This is a genomic window from Halomonas sp. NYA30 (assembly GCF_976980765.1).
This window is the reverse complement of sequence record NZ_OZ334477.1, coordinates 4,534,482-4,556,284: the sequence shown is the minus strand read 5'-3', so window position 1 is coordinate 4,556,284 and position 21,803 is coordinate 4,534,482. Positions and strand designations below refer to the sequence as shown.

At 56.7% G+C, this 21,803-nt stretch carries 20 protein-coding genes; 9 read left to right on the top strand and 11 right to left on the bottom strand.

Going from position 1 to position 21,803, the window contains the following annotated elements; translation table 11 throughout:
* Positions 1 to 33: 33 nt before the first annotated feature.
* The 4 genes from ACWI0H_RS21140 (at position 34) to nhaD (ending at position 6,328) form a co-directional block, all read left to right on the top strand.
* Positions 34 to 1,518, top strand: coding sequence for an efflux transporter outer membrane subunit (locus tag ACWI0H_RS21140; protein ID WP_105188712.1), 1,485 nt, complete (start codon positions 34 to 36; stop codon positions 1,516 to 1,518).
* The gene (locus ACWI0H_RS21135) at positions 1,515 to 3,071 is read left to right on the top strand and encodes an MFS transporter (protein WP_485874472.1); all 1,557 of its coding nucleotides are present in this window, start codon (positions 1,515 to 1,517) and stop codon (positions 3,069 to 3,071) included. The genes ACWI0H_RS21140 and ACWI0H_RS21135 overlap by 4 nt, the downstream gene beginning before the upstream one ends.
* A gap of 13 nt (positions 3,072 to 3,084) precedes the next feature.
* Entirely contained in the window at positions 3,085 to 4,119 is a 1,035-nt protein-coding gene (locus tag ACWI0H_RS21130; RefSeq protein WP_309167851.1) for an HlyD family secretion protein, read from the top strand.
* A gap of 742 nt (positions 4,120 to 4,861) precedes the next feature.
* Positions 4,862 to 6,328, top strand: coding sequence for a sodium:proton antiporter NhaD (nhaD, locus tag ACWI0H_RS21125; protein WP_485874471.1), 1,467 nt, complete (start codon positions 4,862 to 4,864; stop codon positions 6,326 to 6,328).
* Between the two features lie 108 nt (positions 6,329 to 6,436).
* On the opposite strand, the gene ACWI0H_RS21120 is transcribed toward nhaD, so the two are convergent.
* From ACWI0H_RS21120 to ACWI0H_RS21085, 8 genes are all read right to left on the bottom strand, one after another.
* The gene (locus tag ACWI0H_RS21120; RefSeq protein ID WP_485874470.1) at positions 6,437 to 7,036 is read right to left on the bottom strand and encodes a CBS domain-containing protein; all 600 of its coding nucleotides are present in this window, start codon (positions 7,034 to 7,036) and stop codon (positions 6,437 to 6,439) included.
* Positions 7,037 to 7,167: 131 nt separating this feature from the next.
* Entirely contained in the window at positions 7,168 to 8,553 is a 1,386-nt protein-coding gene (locus ACWI0H_RS21115; protein WP_485874469.1) for an ATP-binding protein, read from the bottom strand.
* Positions 8,550 to 9,224, bottom strand: a complete 675-nt coding sequence (locus tag ACWI0H_RS21110) for a response regulator transcription factor (RefSeq protein WP_485874468.1) — start codon at positions 9,222 to 9,224, stop codon at positions 8,550 to 8,552. Before ACWI0H_RS21110 ends, ACWI0H_RS21115 begins: the two co-directional genes overlap by 4 nt.
* Before the next feature lie 11 nt (positions 9,225 to 9,235).
* Entirely contained in the window at positions 9,236 to 9,901 is a 666-nt protein-coding gene (locus ACWI0H_RS21105) for a hypothetical protein (protein ID WP_485874467.1), read from the bottom strand.
* Positions 9,898 to 10,740, bottom strand: coding sequence for an SDR family oxidoreductase (locus ACWI0H_RS21100; RefSeq protein WP_485874466.1), 843 nt, complete (start codon positions 10,738 to 10,740; stop codon positions 9,898 to 9,900). Before ACWI0H_RS21100 ends, ACWI0H_RS21105 begins: the two co-directional genes overlap by 4 nt.
* A complete protein-coding gene (locus tag ACWI0H_RS21095; protein WP_485874465.1) occupies positions 10,727 to 11,419 on the bottom strand; it encodes an iron-containing redox enzyme family protein in 693 nt (230 codons plus the stop codon). The genes ACWI0H_RS21100 and ACWI0H_RS21095 overlap by 14 nt, the downstream gene beginning before the upstream one ends.
* A complete protein-coding gene (locus ACWI0H_RS21090; RefSeq protein ID WP_485874464.1) occupies positions 11,416 to 12,876 on the bottom strand; it encodes an AMP-binding protein in 1,461 nt (486 codons plus the stop codon). The genes ACWI0H_RS21095 and ACWI0H_RS21090 overlap by 4 nt, the downstream gene beginning before the upstream one ends.
* Positions 12,860 to 13,501, bottom strand: a complete 642-nt coding sequence (locus ACWI0H_RS21085; protein WP_339885957.1) for a thermostable hemolysin — start codon at positions 13,499 to 13,501, stop codon at positions 12,860 to 12,862. Before ACWI0H_RS21085 ends, ACWI0H_RS21090 begins: the two co-directional genes overlap by 17 nt.
* 114 nt (positions 13,502 to 13,615) lie before the next feature.
* Here ACWI0H_RS21085 and ACWI0H_RS21080 point away from each other — a divergent pair, with 114 nt between their 5' ends.
* Positions 13,616 to 14,551 (top strand): GNAT family N-acetyltransferase, encoded by a 936-nt coding sequence (locus tag ACWI0H_RS21080; RefSeq protein WP_485874463.1) that lies wholly within the window; start codon positions 13,616 to 13,618, stop codon positions 14,549 to 14,551.
* A 196-nt stretch (positions 14,552 to 14,747) separates the two neighbouring features.
* Entirely contained in the window at positions 14,748 to 15,611 is an 864-nt protein-coding gene (locus ACWI0H_RS21075; protein WP_485874462.1) for a c-type cytochrome, read from the top strand.
* Positions 15,612 to 15,702: 91 nt separating this feature from the next.
* Here ACWI0H_RS21075 and rep read toward each other — a convergent pair whose 3' ends face one another.
* Positions 15,703 to 17,772 (bottom strand): DNA helicase Rep, encoded by a 2,070-nt coding sequence (gene rep, locus ACWI0H_RS21070; protein WP_485874461.1) that lies wholly within the window; start codon positions 17,770 to 17,772, stop codon positions 15,703 to 15,705.
* A 99-nt stretch (positions 17,773 to 17,871) separates the two neighbouring features.
* On the opposite strand from rep, the gene ACWI0H_RS21065 reads away from it, so the two are divergent.
* Positions 17,872 to 18,342 (top strand): tRNA (cytidine(34)-2'-O)-methyltransferase, encoded by a 471-nt coding sequence (locus ACWI0H_RS21065; protein WP_298964731.1) that lies wholly within the window; start codon positions 17,872 to 17,874, stop codon positions 18,340 to 18,342.
* Here the strand turns inward: ACWI0H_RS21065 and pyrE are convergent, their stop codons facing one another.
* Positions 18,343 to 19,008, bottom strand: coding sequence for an orotate phosphoribosyltransferase (gene pyrE, locus ACWI0H_RS21060; protein WP_485874460.1), 666 nt, complete (start codon positions 19,006 to 19,008; stop codon positions 18,343 to 18,345).
* Positions 19,009 to 19,148: 140 nt separating this feature from the next.
* Here pyrE and ACWI0H_RS21055 point away from each other — a divergent pair, with 140 nt between their 5' ends.
* Complete coding sequence (locus ACWI0H_RS21055) at positions 19,149 to 19,916, top strand: exodeoxyribonuclease III (RefSeq protein WP_008959049.1); 768 nt, start codon at positions 19,149 to 19,151, stop codon at positions 19,914 to 19,916.
* A gap of 104 nt (positions 19,917 to 20,020) precedes the next feature.
* Here ACWI0H_RS21055 and rph read toward each other — a convergent pair whose 3' ends face one another.
* Complete coding sequence (rph, locus tag ACWI0H_RS21050; protein ID WP_485876289.1) at positions 20,021 to 20,743, bottom strand: ribonuclease PH; 723 nt, start codon at positions 20,741 to 20,743, stop codon at positions 20,021 to 20,023.
* A 160-nt stretch (positions 20,744 to 20,903) separates the two neighbouring features.
* On the opposite strand from rph, the gene ACWI0H_RS21045 reads away from it, so the two are divergent.
* Positions 20,904 to 21,782: a YicC/YloC family endoribonuclease gene (locus ACWI0H_RS21045; RefSeq protein WP_485874459.1), complete on the top strand. Its 879-nt coding sequence runs from the start codon at positions 20,904 to 20,906 to the stop codon at positions 21,780 to 21,782.
* The last annotated feature ends 21 nt before the right edge of the window (positions 21,783 to 21,803 follow it).

Genomic DNA, 21,803 nt, shown 5'->3' with positions numbered 1-21,803 from the left:
ATTATTTTTTTGCCACCAGTTCGGTGAGCTTATATGACTCCACAATCGTTGTTACCTTCGCTGCGTAAATCCACGGTAGCGCTCAGTATACTGCTGCTTGCCGGCTGTGCGGTCGGCCCCCATTTTGTTCAGCCCGGCAACAGTCTGCCGGGAACGCCGTTATCGCCTCGGGATGATTACCGTCATATGCAGGAAACATCCGTAGTCAATGTGCCTGTGCAGTGGTGGGTACTGTTCAATGATCCGATATTAACCGAACTGCAGCAACGAGCCCAGGCCGGTAACCTGGGCCTGCAAATGGCGGCGGAACGCATAGAGCAAAGCCGCGCACAGCTGGGTATCACGTCGGCCCAGCTGTTGCCCGGTGCGGCGGGCAATGCGAGCTATTCCCGTGGCGGGCTCAGCCAGCACGGCCGGCTGGCCGCGCTGGGAGCACCGACCAGCGCCACCGGTTTCTGGCAACTCGGATTTGACGCCAGCTGGGAGCTTGATCTGTGGGGGCGAGCTCATCGAGCGCGCGAAGGGGCCACTGCCGCCCTTGAGGCGAGGGTATACGACCATGAGGCGACCCGGGTGGCATTGTCCGCTGAGGTGGCCCGTGTTTACCTGCAATTACGGGGCACCCAGGCCCAGCTGAACATTACGCAGAAAAATCAGGCGATTGCCGAGCGAGCCCTAGAACTGATCGAAAGCCGTGAACGCAATGGGGTAGCCACCGGCTTTGAGGTCGCGTCCGCTCGTGCGCAAGTGGCTACAGTCAAGGGCATGGTGCCTGCGCTCATTCAGCACAGAAACGCTTTGATGAATGCGTTGGCCTTACTGCTGGGAGAGCAACCGCGGGCATTCGACACCGAGTTGAAAAACGCCATGCCCCTGCCTTCATTGCCGAGCAAGGTGCCGATGGGGGTTCCATCCGAGCTGGCGCAGCGACGACCCGATATTCAGCGTGCCGAAGCCGAACTGCATGCGGCCACCGCCGCCATCGGCGTTGCCAGGGCTGATTTCTATCCCCGCATTGGCCTGGGAGCTCGAATTGGGGTAGAAGCCTTTGAATCCGACGACCTAGATAGTTGGGATTCCCGCTTTTTTTCCGTCGGCCCTACCGTTTATCTGCCCATCTTTGAAGGGGGGCGGCTGAAACAGCGACTAGCACTGAATGAGGCGAAACAAAAGCGCGTCGCGCTGGCCTACCGGCAAACGGTACTGCAGGCCTGGCACGAAGTGGATAACGCCTTGGATGCCTGGGCAGCACAACGCAGCCAGCACGCCAACCTGCAGGTGTCCTACGAGCAGAACATACAGGCGCTGAATGCCGCCGAGCGAGGCTACCAGCAGGGTGCGGTGGACTATTTGCGAGTACTGTCCGCACAGCGCAACGTGCTGGAGAGCGAATCCCGGCTCAATGACAATGCCACCGACGCCACCCTAGCGCTGGTGAACCTCTACAAATCACTAGGGGGCGGATGGGATCCGGACGCCCTGTCGATTGCGCCGTCATCCCTGGAGGCGGACCAATGAGCACGGTCGTAGTACAGCCGCCCGCAAGCTCGCCTGCTGTGGCGGCAAAGCCATCCGGGCGCGCGCTTGGTGGCCTGGTCGGCATTCTTGTCGCCGCCATGATGGCGGGGCTGAACAACCGCGTTGGTGCGCTGGCGCTGGCGGACGTGCGAGGGGCGTTGGGTTTTAGCCTGGACGGCGCCTCCTGGCTTACCACTGTGTATACCGCCGGTGAGCTCATCGCCATGCCCTTCGCCGCCTGGTTTGCCATTACGCTGTCCATACGGCGCTTTGAGCTGTGGATGATTGGCACCTGCGCATTATTGGCCTTGGTGATGCCCTTTATCCAGCGTCTCGATCTGTTGCTCGCCCTACGCTTCGTGCAAGGTGTCGCTAGCGGAACTATGATTCCCTTGCTGATGATGGCGGCATTGAAATTCCTTCCTGTCCATATACGGCTGCATGGTCTGGCGTTGTATGCACTGACGGCTACTTTCGCACCCAATGTGTCGATCTGGTTGGCTGGGCATTGGACTGACGGACTGCTCGACTGGCGCTGGGTGTATTGGCAGATCATACCCTTGGCCCTTATCGCAGGTGGGCTGATTGCCTGGGGGCTGCCGAAGGATGCCATTCAGACCGGGCGTTTCCGGCAAGCCAATTGGGTTGGCCTGGCACTGGGTGCGCCTGCGCTGGGCCTTATTGCGGTTGCTCTGGATCAGGGAGTGCGGCTGGATTGGCTTAACTCCCCCCTGATTGTCGTGTCATTGGTGGCTGGCTTCACTTTGCTGGGCGTCTATCTACTTACTGAATGGTACCACCCTTCTCCGTTCATCAAGTTGCAATTGCTGGAGCGGCGCAACCTGGGGCTGAACTGTACACTGTTTGTCTTTCTACTGGTAGTCATGAGCTCCGGGGTGATGTTGCCAATGCACTACCTCGGGCCATTACAGGATTACCGCCCCCAGCAGATAGCTCCCATTGGTTTGATTATCGCCTTGCCACAACTGATCTTTGGCTCAGTAGTAGCGGTCTTGCTGTACCAGAAATGGGTCGATGCTCGCTTCGTTTTCAGCCTTGGCCTGCTTTTGATTGCGCTGGCGTGTTTCTCGGGCAGTTGGCTTACTCCAGATTGGAATCGGGATCAGTTCGTGATGGTACAGATGCTGCAGGCACTCGGCCAGCCCATGGCGGTGGTATCAATGCTGTTTCTCGCCACCAGCGTGGTGCGGCCTAGCGAAGGTCCTTATGTGTCGGGAACCATTAATACGCTGCGTGCTCTCGGCTCATTGATAGGCGGTGCCGTGGTCGGGCAGTTCCTGACGGTTCGCGGACGCTTTCATGGGGAAATGTTGCTGGATCATGCCGCGCTAGCTGAGTCCTCTCTCTCATCGGTGCCTGAGCCGTCCCAGTTGATGGGCATTATCGGCCAACAAGCATTGGTGCTGTCGGTGTCGGATGCCTATCGCGCCTTGGGGGTTCTGGCACTGATCTTGATTCCTTTCGTGCTGCGGCTGACCTACATTCCTGCGCCTGACCTGAAGGCCAGTACTTCTTTATCATCATCTTCATAAGGATCATTTCATCATGGCATTGCCAAAGAAAGCCAAAATCACCAGTGCAGTACTGCTATTGGCAGTCGCGATAGGCTGTGTGCTTTATCTCAATCGGCCAGAATCAAGCGCATCAAGTCAGTCCACAAAAGATGCTTATGTACAGGCAGACTTCACTTTTGTTGCCCCACAGATTGTTGGGAAGGTCGATCAGGTATTCGTGGAGGAGAACCAGCAGGTGAAGGCAGGGGGCTTGCTCGCGACCATTGACGACCGGGATTTCGTCGTCGCCGTGGATGCCGCTAAAGCACAAGTTTCCGGTGCTAACGCCAGTGTCGCCAGTCTGGAAGCTCGTCTGACACAGCAGCAAAACGCGATACACCAAGCGCAGGCAGCCGTTGCCATGGATAAGGCCGAGCTAGTATTGGCGAGAGCTAACCACGAACGCTATCGCAACCTGGCCGCCGATGGTTCAGGTACTGTCCAAGCCATGCAACAGGCCCAATCACAGTTGAATATCCGTCTGGCGAGCCAAGAGAAGAACCAAGCGGGACTAAAAGCGGCCCAGCAGCAGGTGGCCATTCTGCAAGCTGAACTGGAAAAGACCAAAGCAGCGCTAGCCCAAGCCCAGGCCGCTCAAGCCGCAGCGGAATTAAAATTGTCCTATACGCGTATCACGGCCCCAGTTGACGGTACCGTGGGACAGAAATCGGTTCGTGTCGGAGCCTTCGTCAATACCGGTACTCCACTGCTAGCAATCGTTCCACTTGATGCCGTCTATATCCAGGCGAACTATCGCGAAACGCAATTGGCTCATATCCAAATAGGACAAACGGTGGACATCAAAGTAGATGCCTTGCCCGGCGCCACCCTGAAAGGGACAGTAGAAAGTTTAGGCCCTGCTAGTGGGGTCAGCTACTCCGCCATTGCGCCACACAATGCAACCGGTAATTTTACTAAAATTGTGCAACGCCTTCCCTTACGCATTCGCGTGGATTCTGGTCAGCCTGAGGCGAATAAACTACGCGTGGGTATGTCTGTGGTGCCAACCATCCAAACCCGGAACTAATGAGACGTAAGAGTTGAGTTTGAACTTGCTGCTGCTCAGTGGCGATTAAACCGGTGGTAGTTTAGGTCGGTCAAGGTCAGCCGAAAGATGCATGGTTGCTGGCTACTGGCCTCTTTCCGACAGGATAAATTGATAGCGTCAGATCTGTTGCCGGAACAGTGTGCTCTAGCTAGCCGTGATGTTTTGGCGCTAACGATTTTCCAGCTATGCTTTTAGTCTTAAGGACCATCCTCGCTCTATTTGGAGGCTCAATTCAGGCCGTGGGTTGAGTTTTTATTTAGCCACCGTAAGCAATTACCCGTCATTGAATTGAAGCGCTGGAAGCGGGAGCCCACTTTGCTTATCCGTATTCATCGCTGGGAGCGAGGTCTTAACGAAAACTTCAATGGATTGAGAACTAGATCTCACCCGAGTTAACGTACATACCTCGATAACACGGCCGATCCCCATAGGTTTAGTATGAGACTTTATTACTTATAATTAAGGCTTTAACAACTAAATTTGTCTGATGAGTATGATACTTTTTTCAAAAATGACTTGAATCCCAAGCCACAGAGTCCGTTGTACATGGATTTTAAGTATGAAACTTTATTACTCTCCCACATTAGCATTAAGCTAATAAAAACGCTTTACAAGATGCGGCAATACGCCGCATCTTATGCGCAGCCGTTGCGTTGCAGCATGTCGTTAGGGTGCTTATTATCGTGGCGGTCTTTCTCCCTCCTGATTGGATAATATCGCCATGAAACCACCAAACGTCCTCGCAACTCGGCATTACGCTAGCCGAGTCGCTTGGTTGTTGCTCGCCTGCTCGCTTTTTATCTTTCCTTCGCTCTCTTATGCCGCCGCCGGGACACTTGACCTTACCCTCACGCTAACCGGTATCTCTTCTGTTGTGATCTTCGTGCTCGCCTATGCATTGGTGATGACTGAAGAGTTACTGCATATGCGTAAGTCTAAACCTGTATTGGTTGCTGCCGGCCTTATTTGGGCGCTCGTCGCCTGGGCTTATGTGCAAGCGGGCATGCCAGAAGAGGCGCAAACCGCCTTCCGTGAAACGCTGCTTGAATACGCCGAGCTGCTACTGTTCCTGCTGGTCGCGATGACTTATATCAACGCCATGGAAGAGCGCCGTGTATTCGATGCGCTGCGCTCTTGGCTGGTGCGCAAAGGCTTCAGTTATCGCAGCCTATTCTGGATTACCGGCGTCATGGCGTTTGGTATTTCGGCGATCGCCAACAATATGACCACCGCCATGTTGATGTGTGCGGTGGTACTCAAAGTGGCTGAAGGTGATAAGAAATTTATCGGCCTTTGCTGCGTTAACGTGGTGGTGGCTTCTAACGCAGGCGGTGCCTTTAGCCCGTTTGGCGATATCACCACGTTGATGGTGTGGCAGGCGGGCCAAGTACCGTTTGAAGGCTTCTTCGCATTATTGGTGCCGGCCGTGGTTAATTTTATGGTGCCTGCAGTGATCATGAATTTCTTCATTGCTAATCGCCAGCCGGCGGCGTTACAAGAGAATGTCTGGCTCAAGCGCGGCGCGCGGCGGATTATCGTGCTGTTTTTGATTACCGTGGCCATCTCCGTGCTTTGTCATTCTATTCTTTACTTACCGCCCGCCATGGGCATGATGTTTGGTTTAGGCCTACTGCAGTTCTTTGGTTACTACCTGCGTCGCAGTTTGCCGCGTTCATTGGAACGCAAGCGCGAGCGCTATTCTCGCCGTGGCGATTGGAAGAAGCTTGAACAGCTCGGTAGCGTGGTGCCGTTTGATATTTTCAGCCGTATTGCGCGCTCCGAGTGGGACACGCTACTGTTCTTCTACGGGGTCGTGATGTGTGTCGGTGGCCTTGGCTTTATGGGCTACCTCAGCCTGCTTTCCGAAACGCTTTACGGTAGCTGGAACCCGGTGTGGGCTAACGTGGTGCTGGGGCTTATCTCGGCCGTTGTGGATAACATCCCGGTGATGTTCGCGGTACTTTCCATGGCCCCGGACATGACCGAGGGTAACTGGCTGTTGATTACCCTGACCGCAGGCGTGGGGGGCAGTTTGCTTTCGATGGGATCTGCTGCGGGCGTCGCCTTGATGGGGCAGGCGCGGGGGATCTATACCTTTGCCGTTCACCTTCGCTGGATGCCAGCCATTTTATTAGGCTATGCCGCTAGCATCGTTACCCACTTGTGGATTAACGCCTCAATGTTCTAGACAAAAAGAAGCTCTAGACAGAAAGCGCTCCTCAAATGCGAACGCCCTTCACCGAGAAATCGGTGAAGGGCGTTTCTATTTAACCTAAAGGCTAGCCCTGCTGAAGCGTTATAGATCGTGACCGGTTACGACATGGCAGATGTCGGCAAAGCTTTTCGCCATCGGCACCGGATTGATCTCTTTGCCTACCGCCGACTGTATATCGCTTGCTGAGATAATGCCGCGAATTCTTAGTTCGTGATTATCATTTTGCTCGGTGATCAAGAGATGCTGGTCGGTAACGGCTTCCATTGATAGTACCAGGTCTTCGATGGTCAGCGATGCCAGTTGCGCGACAGGCAAAGCGCTCAGCTTGTGCCATGGCGTCATGATCATTTCAGCGGTGACTTCTGCACGGGTCAGGTTACGCTGCTGCATGGCCAGGTTGATGCGCCGGGTACCGATCACTTCTTTCGACGTAATAACGCCGATACAGTGCGCCTGTTTATCCATGACGAACAAAAGCCGTACACCGCCATGCCGCATCTTAAGGTGTGCCTCGTCGATAGGCGTATCGGCTTCAACCGACTGCGGCATTACCTGGGAAAAGTCGGTAAGCACCGTCATGGCAGGACTGGTGGGCAACAGCCGCCGTGGGGCAGGCATCGCCAAAAGAGGGGTTGAGCCTAGTTGAACTAATGGCTTAGGTGAAAAGGTTACTTGGTTCATCGGGGGACCTCCATGTGGAGAAAAGAGCGAGCCGTGGGTATCTGGCTCGCAGTGTGCCTCCACAGTTGCATGCAATTCTTATCAGAACCTTAAGAGATCCATAAAACTCAGCTTAGGAAGCAAAGAAAAATTTATTGCTTTTCTGGACGTTGCAGAACAATACGTACGCGTAGCCCTCCGCTGGGCGCATCATCAAGTTGAAGAGTGCCGCCATGGCGAGTGACTAACCGCTCAACGATGGAAAGCCCTAACCCCGAACCCGCGCTGGGGCCTGCGCGCTGAAAGCGCTCGACCACTTTTTTGCGTTCATTGACCGGGATGCCGGGTCCCTGATCATCCACCATGAGCTGAAAGCCGTGTGGCGTCGTCGCCAACGTGATGCTGGTGGCGCTCTGATTAGGCGAGTGCTGGATGGCATTACCGACCAGATTTTGTACCAAGGTTTCAATCGCGCCGGGCTCTTCTGTGATGGACCACTCCCCCTGCTCATCGGCGTTTAGCAGCAGTTGCTGTTGGCGTTCAGCGGCCAGCGGCGAAAGCTTGGCCAGGGTTTCCCGCACTTCACTGAGTAGGTTGGTGGCGCGGTACTCAGGTTGTGACTCTTCTTCAGGGTCCAGGCGCGCCAGCGTTAACAACTGGGTAACCAAGCGCGTGGCCCGGGCAACGCCGCCGCGCAGGTGGCTGAGCGCCTCCTGGCGATCTTCAAGATTATCGGCTGTCAGTGCGTTCTGGGCGTGTAGGTCAAGCACTGCTAAGGGGGTGCGTAACTCATGGGCGGCATCGGCAATGAAGCGCTTTTCGCGTACGCGCATGATGCGGATGCGCTCTAACAGCCGGTTAAGCGCGCCGGCGATGGTGTCCAACTCGTGGGGCAAGGGGCTAAGCGTCAAGGGCTGCAAATTGTGCGGATCACGACTGCGAATCTGCTCGGCCATGCGGGATAACGGTGCCAGCCCCCAGCCAATTGACCACCATAGCAGCGCGGAGAGGAGTGGCAGGCCGATCAGGTCGGGCAACAGCGTTCGGAGCGCTACCGCCCTGATCAGTTCCCCGCGAACGTCTTCGCGCTCGCTCACTACCACACGATTTGATGAGTCCGGCACTTCAAGCACATATACTCGCCAATCGTGCTCGTCCACGGTCAGCGTCGAGTAGCCGATAGGCTGTTGGGCAAGGGGGGCTTCAGGGGCCGTGGCAGAGCGCAGCAGCAGTTGCTCGTCCTCCCACAACTGAAAGGCCAGTTTGCTTTCGTAACGGTGGCCCGCAAAGCGCTTGTCGGACTGACGAGCGCGCTGCAAGGCGCTTTCCAGACTGTTTAGTAGCACATTGCGGTCAGAATCCGGCAGCGGTGCCTGTAACAACCCTTCCAGCAAGCGTGCATTCTGCGCCAGGCTGGCATCGTAAAGTTCTTCTATTTCATGGGCGGCATAACGGTAGCTGACAAAGCCGATTACCAGCATGCTTAGGCCAAATACCAGTAGCGCCAGCCCTAGGGTGCGTTGGCGAATAGACGTCATACTTCATCCTTTGGCTTATCCATCACATAGCCAATGCCGCGCACCGTGCGGATGACGTCGGTGAATAGCTTGCGTCGTAAATGGTGGATATGGACTTCAATGGCATTGCTCTCGACATCCTCGTCCCAGCCGTAGACCAAGCGGGTCAAGGTATCGCGGGTAAACACCCGGCCCGGATGGCTCATAAACTCTTGCAGTAGCGTCAACTCGCGCCGCGACAAGCTCACATCTTGGTCTTGATAGCTGACGTTAAAGGTGTGCGGGTCCAGGCGGATACCACGACAGCTCAATATGCTGCTGATCTGGCCTTGGCTGCGGCGCAGCAAGGCGCGTAATCGGGCTTTCAGTTCCGCCACTTCAAACGGTTTGGTTAAATAGTCATCGGCGCCAGCATCCAGCCCCGCGATGCGGTCATCCACCGCGTCGCGGGCCGTCAGTACCAAAATGGGCACCTGACTGCCGTGGCGCCTGACAGCGTTTAATACCGCCATGCCATCCATGCGCGGCAGCCCCAGGTCAAGAATCACAGCATCAAAGGGTTCTCCCTCTGTTAGCGCATTTAGCGCGGTAGTGCCGTCGCTCAGGTGATCCACCGTGTAGTGCTCGGGCTTTAACGCTAAGCGGATACCCGAGGCTAAGCTTGGGTCGTCTTCTACCAGCAAAATGCGCATAGGGATCCTTATTATTCGAGTTCTGACATTAACTGGCGAATGTCGTCACGGCGGCCATTATCCGCCAATTCACGCCCCGCCCGGGGTGGTGCTACTAGTGCATTTTCCAATGCCTGACGCGCTTCTGCATCGCGACCCTGTTCATGTAAATAGTCGCCCCAGAAATAGAGACTGTCGATCCCTTCGGGGTTAATCGCAAGGGCTCTTTGCAAATGCCATTCGGCTTTTTGTTCATCGCCAAAGCCGAGTGGCCAGCCGGGAACCTGATAATAGAGCGCACCCAGGCTGGTATAGGCCGAACCATCCAGCGCCAGCGGGTTCAGTTCCAGCGCGGTTTCAAGCTCCTTTTTAGCCTGTTTTACCAGCCCCAGCGCGCCCAGCCCACCACTGGCACCTGCTTCTGTCGAGCGGATAATGCCGGCCCAGATATGCAGTTCGGCGGCGTCCGGGTAGCGTTTGACGGGCTGTTCGGCCTGGTCGCCCAAGCGGCTGAAGGCTGCCGCCTGTTCACCCGGCGGCAGCGTATAGTTAATTTCCGCCCAACGCTGCTGTAGTTCGGTAAGCGATGCGGCGACAGCCGCGCTGTCGACCTCGCTGGCAAACCCCTGAAAACTTATCAAGCCAATGGCGCTAGCCAGTAGCGTGGTACGCAGCGTTTTGAAAGCTAGCATGATCATGAGGAAGACTCCTTGGTGGCAACGAACCGGCGAATGACGGGCAGTTGGCGTAACAGGGCCCGGTCAACAGCGCCTGGCCATAGCATATTCAAGCGGGTAAAGAAGCGTTCTGGCAGGCCAATTTGTAGTTCCTCACGCTGCTGTTCTATGGCATTGATAATGGCCAGGGCAACGGCGTCAGGAGAGTCGATGGTATTGCCCAGCGCCTCATTGAGTGCCTCGGTTTGTGGCGAGTTCATCGCGGTGCGGGTGGCTCGTGGGGCGATATACATCACCCGCACACGGGTATCGGCCAGCTCCCGGCGCAGCGCTTGGCTAAAACCGCGCAGGGCGAATTTGGTGGTGCAGTAAGTGACTTGGCCTGGGTAGCCCAGCCGCCCGAGCGTCGAACCAATGGTGATAATCGTCGCTCGGGGGCCAGCCATTAGCTGGGGAAGCAGCGCGCGGGTCAGTTGCAGGGTGGCGGTCAGATTAATCGCCACCAGCTGTTCGATATCGCTGTCACTGGCAGTATCAAAAAATCCCTGCTGATTACTGCCAGCGGCATTAATCAACATATTGCAGCTTGCCTCTTGCGCAGCGCTGACTAAGCGGCTGCGATCACTCGCGTTGGTTAGATCAGCGCTAACGGCGGTGATGTGCTTGGGAAAACGGTCGACTAACGAAGCCAGCGCGTTTTGTTGGCGACCACTTACCAGTAGGTGCGCGCCCCGCTGCGCCAGCGCTTCGGCCAGGGCCATACCAATACCGCCGCTGGCGCCGGTGATTAAAATCCTCTGGCCCGGCCATCCGCCGGGCAGCCTATTTTTTCTAGGCCAAGCCAGGCTAGGCAAGCGCATGACTAAGTTCCTCCACCGCGCTGCCGCCCTGACAGCGGGCTTCGATGCCTCTAAACATTGCGCCATACAGGCGGTAGAACATGTTGGCGCTATCAGTCACCACGGCCAGATCGTCGGCACCCAGCTGATTTATCTGCTCTTCAAAAAAGGCCAAATGACCAATATCCAGGCTGCCGTGGGAGGTGAGATAGCGCACGGCATTGTTGGGTAGCGAAAGGCTTGCCTGTAAGCGTTCGGCGGCCTGGGTGGCAAGCGCGGTACTGGTGCCTTCCAGCACCTGCACCATGCCGAAAAACGCCACCGGATTGCCGTGTTCTACGGCATCACGAATCCAGGCCACCATTAACCGAGTGGCGGGGTCTGGCAGGGCGGCAGCGGCGGCTTCTGCATCCCCGCCTGCGGCGCGGATATCATCCAGAATCCATTTTTCATGGCCGTGCTCCTCTTCGATGTATTCCACCAGCGCCGTGCGCAGCCAGTCGAGCCGGTCGGGCAGCCGTGCGCCGCAGGCCATCATTAGCGGCACGGTGAAACGAACGTGGTGATACGCTTGACCTAAAAAGGCGAGATACTCCTCTAGCGTGACATTGCCCGCCAGAGCGCGGGTCACGATGGGGGTGGTCAGCAACCAGTGACGAGCGTCTTGGGTAGCGTCTTGCAGCTGTTGGTAAGCGGTCATGGTGTTACTCCTTTGGGTGTGTCGGTCACGACGGCCCTTAGCCAGTGGCCATAGGCGGCTAGCAGGGTGTCGCGGCGTAGGCGGCCGTTGGCCGTGAGTTGTTGGTTGTGGGGCGTAAAGGGGGCGGCGCGCTGCCACTCATGCACTTGGGCGTAATCGGGTAGCGTGCGATTCAATGCATTGAGGGCAGCGTCGATCTGGGCATTGGTAATATGGGGCGTCGTGGGCACGATCAGCGCGCGGTTAGCGGGCAGGGCCTCGCCATACACCATGGCTTGGGCAATGGCAGGCTGCGTGCAGAGCTCGCCCTCTACCCATTGCGGGTTGATATTACGGCCATAGGCGGTAATAAAGACTTCCCGCTGGCGGCCATTGAGCGCGATGGTGCCGTCTTGCCACTGACCGGTGTCCCCTGTGGCATACCAGTCGCCGCAAGGTGCTTCGCCGATATAACCCAGCATCAAGGCGCCACGAATATGCAGCTGGCCTTCGCGATCAATGCGGATCTGGGCGTGGCGCAGTGGGCGGCCAACGCCGCAGCTTGGCTCGCCTGGGCGATTCAGACAGACCACCGAGGTGCCTTCGGATAAACCATAGCCTTCATAGACCGGCCATCCGCCACGCCGGGCGTGAGTGAGCAGTGTGTTGGCCACCTGCGCGCCGCCTACTGCCACAAAGCGCAGGCTATCAGGTGCCCTTGTGGACTGGCTGACCAATGCTTGAAGCAGCTGAGGCACCAAAATCATGCTTTGGGGTTGGTAGCGCTCAATCGCATCAAGGGCGAGCCGAGCGTTAAAACCGCTAGCTCCCTGCCAGCCTAAAGTGGCCATACCCGGTAAAATGCTGCAGGCACCCAACCATAGCGGTAGATAAAGCCCGCCGATATTTTCGAGCAGCGTGGAGAGGGGCAACATGGCTAAGTGGCGGCGTATATCAAGCGGTGCCACTATCTCCGCCAGGCTTTCAGTTACGGTCAGCAGCGCCGCGTTATCCAAGCACACGCCCTTGGGGGTGCCGCTGGTGCCCGAGGTAAAGGTGATGCGCGTGGTGCCTTCGTGTAACGCGGGGGGATGGTCAACCCGACGCTGAGCGATGGCTGGGTCGGGGGTAGCTTGAAAACCGTAGGGCTCCCCTCCATGCCCAACCCAACTATCCAGGCCCGCCTGCTGAACCAGGTGGCGGCGCTGCTGTTCACTGAAAAAGTCGGGAATAGGCACTGCCACACACGCTTCGGCCATCAAGGCTAAATCCCATAGTGCCCACTCCAGCCCGTTATCCAGCGCTAATGCGACGCGTCGTGCGTTAACATCGCGTAAACGCTGGCGCCTCTGGGCGACGTGGTGAATGACATCTGCATACGACAAACTCTGCTCGCCATCGCTAAGTGCGGTACGCTGTGGGGTTTGCTGGGCATGGTGGGCAAGCCGCGCCATTAGCGCATTAGGCAAGGCGTGCATGCAGTACCTCTTCACTATCTGTTTCTGTGAAGGCTGACTGAGCCTGGAGCGTGTGCATGGCGCTGCGAAGATCACCGGCCATCACCCAGGGGCGATGCTGGTAATAGCGCCCCCAGAGATGCGACTCTTCGCCTAGTCGATTAGGGTCGGCAGGGGTAATCGGTTGTGGTTCAAGCCCTAGGCGGCGCAGGCCGTTGGCGACTTCAGGCGTGGCCGTAAATAGCAGCCAAGTGATGCCTTCCGCCGCCAGTTGATGAGCCAGGTAAATAAACAGCTGCCGCTGCAAGCCAGGGCGCAGGCTGGCCAGATTGCCAATTTCGGCAATATCCCGACGGGCAAGTGACTGCTGAAACCCATGGTTAATAACCTGTTCAGCCTTGCCATCCAGGTAGCGCTCCAGAAAGAGTGGCCCGCTGCTGGCAAGGCGCAGCCCCACCGCCGCTTGCGGTTGTCCCGCCTGCCACAGCCCAAACAGTCGGGGCAGAAAATGCTGGATATAAGCACTGTGTTGCTGGGCGAAGCGTTGCTGAATCAGTTGCTGAAGCATCGCTTTTTCCTGCCAATTGAGGGCTTCGTGCCAATCCAGTGTTGCCAGCGCAGTGGGGAGCGAACGTAGGCGAGCCATCGGGTGATCTCCATCATGTTTTCCGACACTCTGGGCGGGTTTACTTAACGAAAACTTAACCAGGGATAAATATTTATCTCTGGTTTGACCGAGCAATGGAGAGGTAACGCATTGATGACCTCCGCGCAGGTAACGCCCCTTGAGACCGTGCAGTGTCCTCCCTCGCTACGTCGCGAGGCGCTGCTGCAGTTGGCGGCCGCTCATGATCCTGAGCAGCAAACCGCCCTGAGCGAGGCGGTAAAGGCAATGTACGATCTGCCAGACGAACAGTGGGGCGGGTTATGGATAAGCCTGGACGCGGGACGACTAAAGGGCGCTATCTGGGTGCAACCCTTGCCGATGAACATGGCCCAGCTGTGGTTACCCAAGGCCGAAGGCGCACATGCCCACGCGCTACTACATGCAGCCTATAGGTGGGTAAACAATCAGCCTATTCGCCTCTGCCACCTGACGCTTTCACCCCAGGCCGCTGAAACAGAAGCGCTGCTGATGGAGCATGGCATGCAGCGCTTGGCCAACCTGGCGCATTTAACCGGTAGCAGTCACCGCCGTTTAGTAATGAAGGAAGCAAGGCCATTGTCACTGCAGCCATTTGGCGAGTTTTCGCAAACGCAACAGCTGGCCCTGTTGGCCGCCGTGGGGCACGATTCGCTAGATAGTCGCCCCTTGCGCGACGTACTCTCGGTGCAAGAGTTGTTGACCGGGTTCCATCAACAGGACCCCCAGGCGCCACAGCACTGGTACACCGTCAATTATCAAGATGCCGTGGCGGGTGTTTTGCTGCTGGCGCCACGCCCGTCACTAGGCCGTTGGGAGCTTATGTTGATGGGGCTAGCGCCTGAATGGCGTGGGATTGGCTTGGGCCGCGCGCTATTGAATAGCGCACTTGAGCTTGCCCAGCAGGCGGGTGTGCAAGAGGTCATGCTGGCGGTGGATAACGTCAACCTACCGGCCAAACGGCTCTATCAGGAGGCTGGTTTTGTGCATTATGCACAGCAGCGTTTATTAGCGTGGAAAGGGGGTGGCGGAAGGAGTGAAGCACCTCAATAAGGCCTAAATAGCAGTCGTTGGTGGCATAGGCGCGCTTAGTAGCATTTTCTTGCGCTTTGCGTTGCCGTTATACTAGTTCTATACGCGTGTCTTGGCGTCTCAGCGGTGCATTTAGGATATTGGCGCTGCCCCGCGCAGGGGTTAAGACAGAGGTTAAGAAAAAACGTTTGATGACAATACTCAAGAGGTGGTGAGAGTGAAAGCTAAGCTGATCATGAGCGGGCTGGTGGCCCTCGGCTTCATGGCGGGCACATCCAGTGTTTATGCCCAAGATGATGCCGCACGTGATGCGATTGCCGAGCGTTTAGCGCCGGTGGGTCAACTCTGTTTGCAAGGCCAAGACTGTGGAACGGCAGCCGCACCTGCAGGCGATAGCGCCAGCAGTGGCGGTGATATCGACGGTGAAGGTATTTACGGCAACGTGTGTAGCGCCTGCCACGAATCCGGCGCTGCGGGTGCACCTATCCGCGGTGATGAAGAGGCTTGGGCTGAACGTACCGAACAAGGTTTCGCCACGCTGTTAGATCACGCGATTAATGGTATTGGCGCCATGCCTCCGAAAGGCGGCAATGCCAGCCTTTCCGACGAAGAAGTCGAAGCAGCGGTTGCCTATATGGTTGAACCGGTGATGGAAGTGCCAGAATTAGGCGGTGGCGATGACGCTGCTTCTGAAGAGGCGGCAACAGACGAGGGAGCTGCAGAAGAAACCGCCGCTGCGGAAGGTGATGCTGCTGAAGAAGAGATGGCTGCTAACGACGACGCGGCGAGTGAAGAAGACGCCTCAGCAAACGAAGAAGAAGCGAGTGGCGGTAGCGACCTGGATGGCGCTGCGCTTTACGCAAGCGTTGGCTGTGCGGCGTGTCACGATAGCGGCGTTGCCGGTGCACCGACCAAAGGTGACTCAGAAGCCTGGGCAGCGCGTTTAGAAAAGGGTGCTGACGAGCTTTACGCCAGTGCAATCAACGGCATTGGCGCCATGCCTGCCAAAGGCGGTAACCCCAACCTGTCTGATGAAGAAGTCATGGCCGTCGTTGATTACTTAATGGCAGAAGCTCAGTAAGACGTCGCCAACCACTAGCGTTTAAGTAATTTATCCACAGGGCGTTTTAAACATTGCCCTGTGGATTATTTTTTGCCTGCCTAATAATCAATCATCCTAGCAGTGAACGCAGCCCAGCAATGGCGTCTTTACCCCGGGCCTGCTTTTTCTCAGGGTCTTCTTTATCTGCACGGCCTTCCCACTCCAGATCCTCGGCGGGCAGCTCTTCTAAAAAGCGGCTCGGCTGGCAGTCCATCAACTCACCGTAGGCTTTACGTTGCCGCGCCAGGGTAAGCGTTAATGTTCGCCGTGCCCGGGTAATCCCCACATAAGCCAAGCGACGCTCCTCCTCCACGGTGCCTACTTCAATGGCGTTGCGGTGGGGCAGCAGGTCTTCCTCTAGCCCCATCAAATAAACATGCGGAAACTCCAGCCCTTTGGAGGCGTGCATGGTGAGAAGCTGCACTCTATCCGAGTCATCCTCTTCTGCTTGCTGCTCTAGAATATCCCGCAGCACCAAGCGTGAAATAGCCGCTTGAACGCCGTCGGTTTCGGTATCGGTGGAGTCGGTATTCTCTTCCGGGTCGCGGTTAAGTGACTTCTCTAGCTGGTCGATCAAAATCCACACGTTGGCCATGCGGCGCTCGGCGACGGTGGGTGCGCTGGCGTTTTGGTACAGCCACGCCTCGTAATCCATATCCCGCAGCATGTCACGAATGGCGGCAATGGCATCGCCTTGATCCATGCGCTTACGCACACCGTCAATAAAGTGGGTAAAGCGGCTTAAACGCTCAGTAGCTCGGGTCGGCAGTACTTGTTCTAACCCAAGTTCGTGGCAAGCGGCAAATAGCGATATGGAACGCTCAGTGGCGTAGTTAGCGAGTTTCTCGACGGTGCCGGGGCCCACTTCACGGCGTGGCACGTTCACGATGCGCAAAAACGCGTTGTCGTCGGCGGGATTAATCAACAGGCGCAGGTAGGCCATGGCGTCTTTGATTTCGTTGCGGGAGAAAAACGACGTGCCGCCCGAGAGCTTGTAAGGGATCTGATAGTGCTGAAGCTTGAGCTCCAGTAATCGCGCCTGAAAATTGCCCCGATAAAGCACCGCAAAGTCGCGCCACTCGGCCTTCTCTTTGATCCTGCGCGTGAGCATTTCGCTGGCGACCCGCTCGGACTCCGCCTCTTCATGCCGATTCACGATGACCCGAATGGGCGCACCGTCGCCCATATCGGACCACAGCGTTTTCTCATAAACGTGGGGGTTATTGGCGATCAGCGTATTGGCGGCGCGCAGTATCGTGGCAGTAGAGCGGTAGTTCTGTTCCAGCTTGATGACTTTCAGGCGCGGGAAATCTTCCCCCAGAGTAATCAGGTTTTCAGGCCGTGCACCGCGCCAGGCGTAGATCGACTGGTCGTCATCGCCCACCACGGTAAAGGTGGAGCGCTCGGCCATGAGCAGTTTCACCAGCAGGTACTGGGAGACATTGGTGTCCTGATACTCATCCACCAGCATGTAGTGGATTTTGCGCCGCCAGCGCTCTAGTGCTTCCGGATCGTTCTTGAGCAGTACCACCGGCAGCAGAATCAGGTCGTCGAAATCCACCGCGTTGTAGGCTTTTAAATGACGGACGTAGGCTTCATACACCCGGGCGGCAAAGTGCTCATCGTCATCGGCGGCAAACGAGAGGGCATCGCTGGGCAGCACCAAGTCATTCTTCCAGGTGGAAATTTTGCTCTGCACGGCGTTGATCTGCTCGGCATCCACCTGGGCGTCTTTGTTCATTAAATCGCGCAGCAGTGCCTTGGCGTCTTCCGGGTCAAAGAGCGAAAAGCCCGGCTTGTAGCCCAGGGTTTTAAGCTCGCCGCGAATAATATTCAGCCCCAGGGTGTGAAAGGTGGAGACCGTTAGCCCGTGGCCCTCTTTGCCGTGCAGCATCTGGCCCACGCGCTCTTTCATCTCTCGGGCGGCTTTATTGGTAAAGGTCACTGCCGCGATTTTACGCGCGCTCATCCCGCACTCTTGCACCAAATAGGCAATTTTAGTGGTGATAACGCTGGTTTTACCTGACCCTGCGCCCGCCAACACCAAGCAAGGACCATCGATGTAGCGCACGGCTTCCTGCTGGCGCGGGTTTAGCCCTTTAATGCGGCTAAGAATGCTCTTGGGCGTGGCAGGCGTCATGGCGTCGGTCATCCTCTACGAGAGTTGCTAGTCGGCTTCAAGTACGGTTTCAAGTACAATCAGCCGCTTGGCGAAGGCATAATAAACAGGCAGGTGGAGATGTTTGAAGTAGCGCTTTTTGAACCGCGCATGGCGCCCAATACGGGCAATATTATGCGCTTAGTGGCCAACAATGGCTGCCGTTTACACCTGATTGAGCCGCTTGGCTTCGACCTGGAAGAGAAAAAGCTGCGCCGCGCTGGGTTGGATTACCGTGATATCGACAACGTGACCCGCCACGCGGATTTTAACGCTTTTCAGCAGGCCATGCAGGGGCGGCGCATCTGGGCGATCACCACTAAAGGCACGCGCACCTACAGCGATGCCGACTTTGCCCCGGGCGATGTACTGCTATTTGGTTCTGAAACCGCTGGGCTCTCGCCCCAGGTACACGAAGCGCTAACCGCTGAGCACAAACTGCGCCTGCCTATGCAGCCCAATAACCGTAGCCTGAACCTTTCCAACGCTGTGGCTATTGTGAGCTACGAAGCGTGGCGCCAGCAAGGTTTCACTGGCGCGCTGTCAGTCTAATCAGTTGGCAATACCGTAGCGGTCACGATAGGCCCTGATGGCTTCGGCGTAGGCGAGCATTTCGCCTCCAGCATGCTCTTCCAAGTAAGTGAGCACTTGCTCAAGAGTGACGATGCTGACCACCGGCATACCATACTGGGCCTGCACTTCCTGAATCGCACTCTGCTCGCCCTGGCCGCGCTCCTGCCGATCAAGGGCAATGATCACCCCGCCAGCGTGGGCACCGCTCTGCTCAATCAACGTCATCACTTCGCGAATCGCGGTGCCCGCGGTAATCACGTCATCAATAATTAAAATATCGCCGGAAAGCGGTGCGCCAACGATATTGCCACCTTCACCGTGGGTTTTAGCCTCTTTGCGGTTGAAGGCGTAGGGCATATCAATATCATGATGGTCGGCCAGGGCCGCCGCTGTGACCGCTGCCAGCGGAATGCCCTTATACGCCGGGCCAAACAGCACATCAGCGTTTAAACCGCTATCGGCAATTGCCTGGGCATAAAAGCGCCCCAGCTTGGCCAGTGCGCGCCCGGTTTGAAAAAGCCCGGCGTTAAAAAAGTAAGGACTGACACGGCCAGATTTAAGCGTAAACTCACCAAACTTAAGCACACCTTGCTCAATGGCAAAGGCAATGAAATCGCGCTGGTAGGGTTGTAGAGTGGTAGCCACGGCGTTCCTCACTAGGCGGTAGGTTTAAATCGGCACGAAAGCAACAATAAACGCGGGTAAATGGCAAGTTTTAGTCGCTGCCTTTACCCAAACGTCTAAACGTCGGGTATCATACAGCAGCGACGCAAAAGGGACGATTTATGAAAATTGCCAGCATCAATGTCAATGGTATTCGTGATGCCGTCGATCGTGGCTTCCTGGACTGGCTGGCTCAGCAGGATGTCGACGTGGTCTGCGTGCAGAACATCAAGGCAAAAAGTTTTGAACTGGGTGACCACATTCTGTATCCGGAAGGCTATGAAGGCTACTTCCTAGATGCCGAAGAGGATGGTTTCTCCGGTGTGGCACTCTATTGCCGCAAAATCCCCAAGGCGATTATGTATGGCCTAGGGTTTCCTCAGTGTGATCATGAAGGACGTTTTCTGCAGGCGGATTATGAACGCTTCAGTATTGTCTCTTTCCTGATGCCTGATGGAAGTGACCAAAAAGCCAAACAGGCGTTTATGGAGCAGTACCAGGAGTACCTGACGAAGATGTCGCGCAAACGCCGCGAATACATCCTCTGCGGCACTTGGCATGTTGCCCACAAAACCGTCGACTTGGCTAACTGGTCGGACAATCAACTGACCTCAGGCTTCCGCCCGGAAGAGCGCGCCTGGATGGATCAGGTGCTTGGCCCCACCGGGTTTATCGACACCTTCCGCGAAATTAACCGCGATGCAGGCGAGTACACCTGGTGGCCGAAGCTTGACCAAGACGTGCCCCGTGAACGCCAGGAAGGCTGGCGGATCGACTATCAATTAGTCGGCCCCAACTTCCGTCGCCACGTGGTCGACGCGTGGATTGATTACGATGCGACCTTCTCCGAGTTCGCACCGCTGATCATTGAGTACGACCTAGCGCTCTAAGCGCTAGGCAACGAACTTTTCCCGCGTCGCAGTCTGTCAGTAGTGGTAATAAGCAACAAGCCGACCCTTGGGTCGGCTTGTTGCGTTGTGGCGGGCGTTAATTTTTAGCCACGAATACCCAGCGCTTCGCGCTGATGGTCGCGAAGTGCATCACCTGCCTTCTCGGCCAAATCGAGCATGCCGTTTAGCTCGGCACGGTTGAAGGCGCTGGCTTCGGCGGTGCCCTGTACTTCGATTAACTCGCCGCTTTCGGTCATCACCACGTTCAGGTCGGTATCGGCTTTGCTGTCTTCCGGGTAGTCCAGATCCAGTACCGGAACGCCTTTATAAATGCCCACGGAAATAGCGCTTACCAACTGCTTGAAGGGGTCGGCTTTGATCTTCTTCTCGCGTTGCAGGTAACGGATCGCATCGATCAGCGCCACGCAGCCACCGGTAATCGCTGCGGTGCGGGTACCGCCATCTGCCTGGATCACATCGCAATCCACGGTAATGGTGAACTCACCCAGCTTCTTCAAATTGACCGCGGCACGCAGGCTGCGGCCAATCAAACGCTGAATTTCGAGCGTGCGGCCACCTTGCTTGCCGCGGGTCGCTTCACGGCCACTGCGGGTGTGAGTGGCGCGGGGCAGCATGCCGTACTCAGCGGTGACCCAGCCCTGATTCTTACCGCGCAGCCAGCGCGGCACACCGGCTTCTACGCTGGCATTACACAGTACTTTGGTATCGCCAAACTCCACCAGCACAGAGCCTTCCGCATGACGGGTGTAATCGCGGGTCAGGCGAATATCACGGAGCTGGTCGGCTTCGCGACCGCTGGGACGCACAACATCAGGACGCTTAGCGCTGCTCACAAATAGTACCTCTCAATAAACGCACAACTAGGAAAAGCCCTCCATTGTACACGTCTGGGAGTGCGCTGATGGGCCTATCGGGTAGACTGTTGGCAATGCTTTTATACACCGTTGTTCTCTATCAGGATGAAACATGGCCACTTCCAGCCGCGTACACAGCATGACCGCCTTCGCCCGCACCGAGCAGGGAGCTCCTTTCGGCACCCTGCAGGTGGAAATTCGCTCGGTGAATCAGCGCTACTTAGAGCCACATTTCCGCCTGCATGAAAGCCTGCGTGACTTAGAGCCGGTGCTGCGCGAAGCACTGCGCACCCGTTTAGCCCGTGGCAAAGTTGAATGCAGCGTAAGGTTTGAGAGCGCCGACACCGCACAAGCGCCTGCCATGAACGCCCAGCGCCTGAAAGAGATTGCCGATGCCCTGGCCGCCATACAGCAGCAAGTGCCCAGCGCCGTGCCGCCCACCACGCTCGCACTACTCAACCAGCCCGGCGTACTGGAAACCCAGCACCTCGACCAAGACGCCATTAAAGCCGCCGCCAAAGCGCTATTTAACCAAGCGTTGGATGAACTGATCGACGCCCGCGCCCGCGAAGGCGATAAGCTGGCCGAGATGATCACCACCCGCCTAGACGCGGTAAGCGAACAAGTGGCCACCGTACGCAACCTGCTCCCGCAAATTCTGGAGCGCCAACGCGCCCAGCTGCTGGAACGCCTGGAAGTCGCCAAGACCGAACTCGACCCCCAACGCCTGGAAGCCGAGCTGGTGCTGGTGGCGCAAAAAGCCGATGTGGATGAAGAGTTAGACCGTCTCACCGCGCATATCGAAGAAGTCAGCCACCAACTCGCTCAAAAAGGCCCCAAAGGCCGACGCTTGGACTTTCTGATGCAGGAACTCAACCGCGAAGCCAACACGCTCTCATCAAAATCCGTGGTGGCGGAGACGACCCGTTGTGCGGTGGAATTGAAGGTGTTAATTGAGCAGATGCGGGAGCAGATTCAGAATATTGAGTGATGTTTTCAACTACTAAAAATC

What these genes read in the sequence shown, in the direction of transcription:
- ACWI0H_RS21065 (WP_298964731.1), top strand. Translation starts at nt 17,872, where the DNA reads ATGTTTGAAGTAGCGCTTTTTGAACCGCGCATGGCGCCCAATACGGGC.
- ACWI0H_RS21130 (WP_309167851.1), top strand. Translation starts at nt 3,085, where the DNA reads ATGGCATTGCCAAAGAAAGCCAAAATCACCAGTGCAGTACTGCTATTG.
- ACWI0H_RS21110 (WP_485874468.1), bottom strand. Translation starts at nt 9,224, where the DNA reads ATGCGCATTTTGCTGGTAGAAGACGACCCAAGCTTAGCCTCGGGTATC.
- ACWI0H_RS21100 (WP_485874466.1), bottom strand. Translation starts at nt 10,740, where the DNA reads ATGCGCTTGCCTAGCCTGGCTTGGCCTAGAAAAAATAGGCTGCCCGGC.
- ACWI0H_RS21135 (WP_485874472.1), top strand. Translation starts at nt 1,515, where the DNA reads ATGAGCACGGTCGTAGTACAGCCGCCCGCAAGCTCGCCTGCTGTGGCG.
- ACWI0H_RS21085 (WP_339885957.1), bottom strand. Translation starts at nt 13,501, where the DNA reads ATGGCTCGCCTACGTTCGCTCCCCACTGCGCTGGCAACACTGGATTGG.
- ACWI0H_RS21140 (WP_105188712.1), top strand. Translation starts at nt 34, where the DNA reads ATGACTCCACAATCGTTGTTACCTTCGCTGCGTAAATCCACGGTAGCG.
- ACWI0H_RS21055 (WP_008959049.1), top strand. Translation starts at nt 19,149, where the DNA reads ATGAAAATTGCCAGCATCAATGTCAATGGTATTCGTGATGCCGTCGAT.
- ACWI0H_RS21080 (WP_485874463.1), top strand. Translation starts at nt 13,616, where the DNA reads ATGACCTCCGCGCAGGTAACGCCCCTTGAGACCGTGCAGTGTCCTCCC.
- ACWI0H_RS21095 (WP_485874465.1), bottom strand. Translation starts at nt 11,419, where the DNA reads ATGACCGCTTACCAACAGCTGCAAGACGCTACCCAAGACGCTCGTCAC.
- ACWI0H_RS21045 (WP_485874459.1), top strand. Translation starts at nt 20,904, where the DNA reads ATGGCCACTTCCAGCCGCGTACACAGCATGACCGCCTTCGCCCGCACC.
- ACWI0H_RS21090 (WP_485874464.1), bottom strand. Translation starts at nt 12,876, where the DNA reads ATGCACGCCTTGCCTAATGCGCTAATGGCGCGGCTTGCCCACCATGCC.
- rep (WP_485874461.1), bottom strand. Translation starts at nt 17,772, where the DNA reads ATGACGCCTGCCACGCCCAAGAGCATTCTTAGCCGCATTAAAGGGCTA.
- ACWI0H_RS21105 (WP_485874467.1), bottom strand. Translation starts at nt 9,901, where the DNA reads ATGATCATGCTAGCTTTCAAAACGCTGCGTACCACGCTACTGGCTAGC.
- nhaD (WP_485874471.1), top strand. Translation starts at nt 4,862, where the DNA reads ATGAAACCACCAAACGTCCTCGCAACTCGGCATTACGCTAGCCGAGTC.
- ACWI0H_RS21120 (WP_485874470.1), bottom strand. Translation starts at nt 7,036, where the DNA reads ATGAACCAAGTAACCTTTTCACCTAAGCCATTAGTTCAACTAGGCTCA.
- ACWI0H_RS21115 (WP_485874469.1), bottom strand. Translation starts at nt 8,553, where the DNA reads ATGACGTCTATTCGCCAACGCACCCTAGGGCTGGCGCTACTGGTATTT.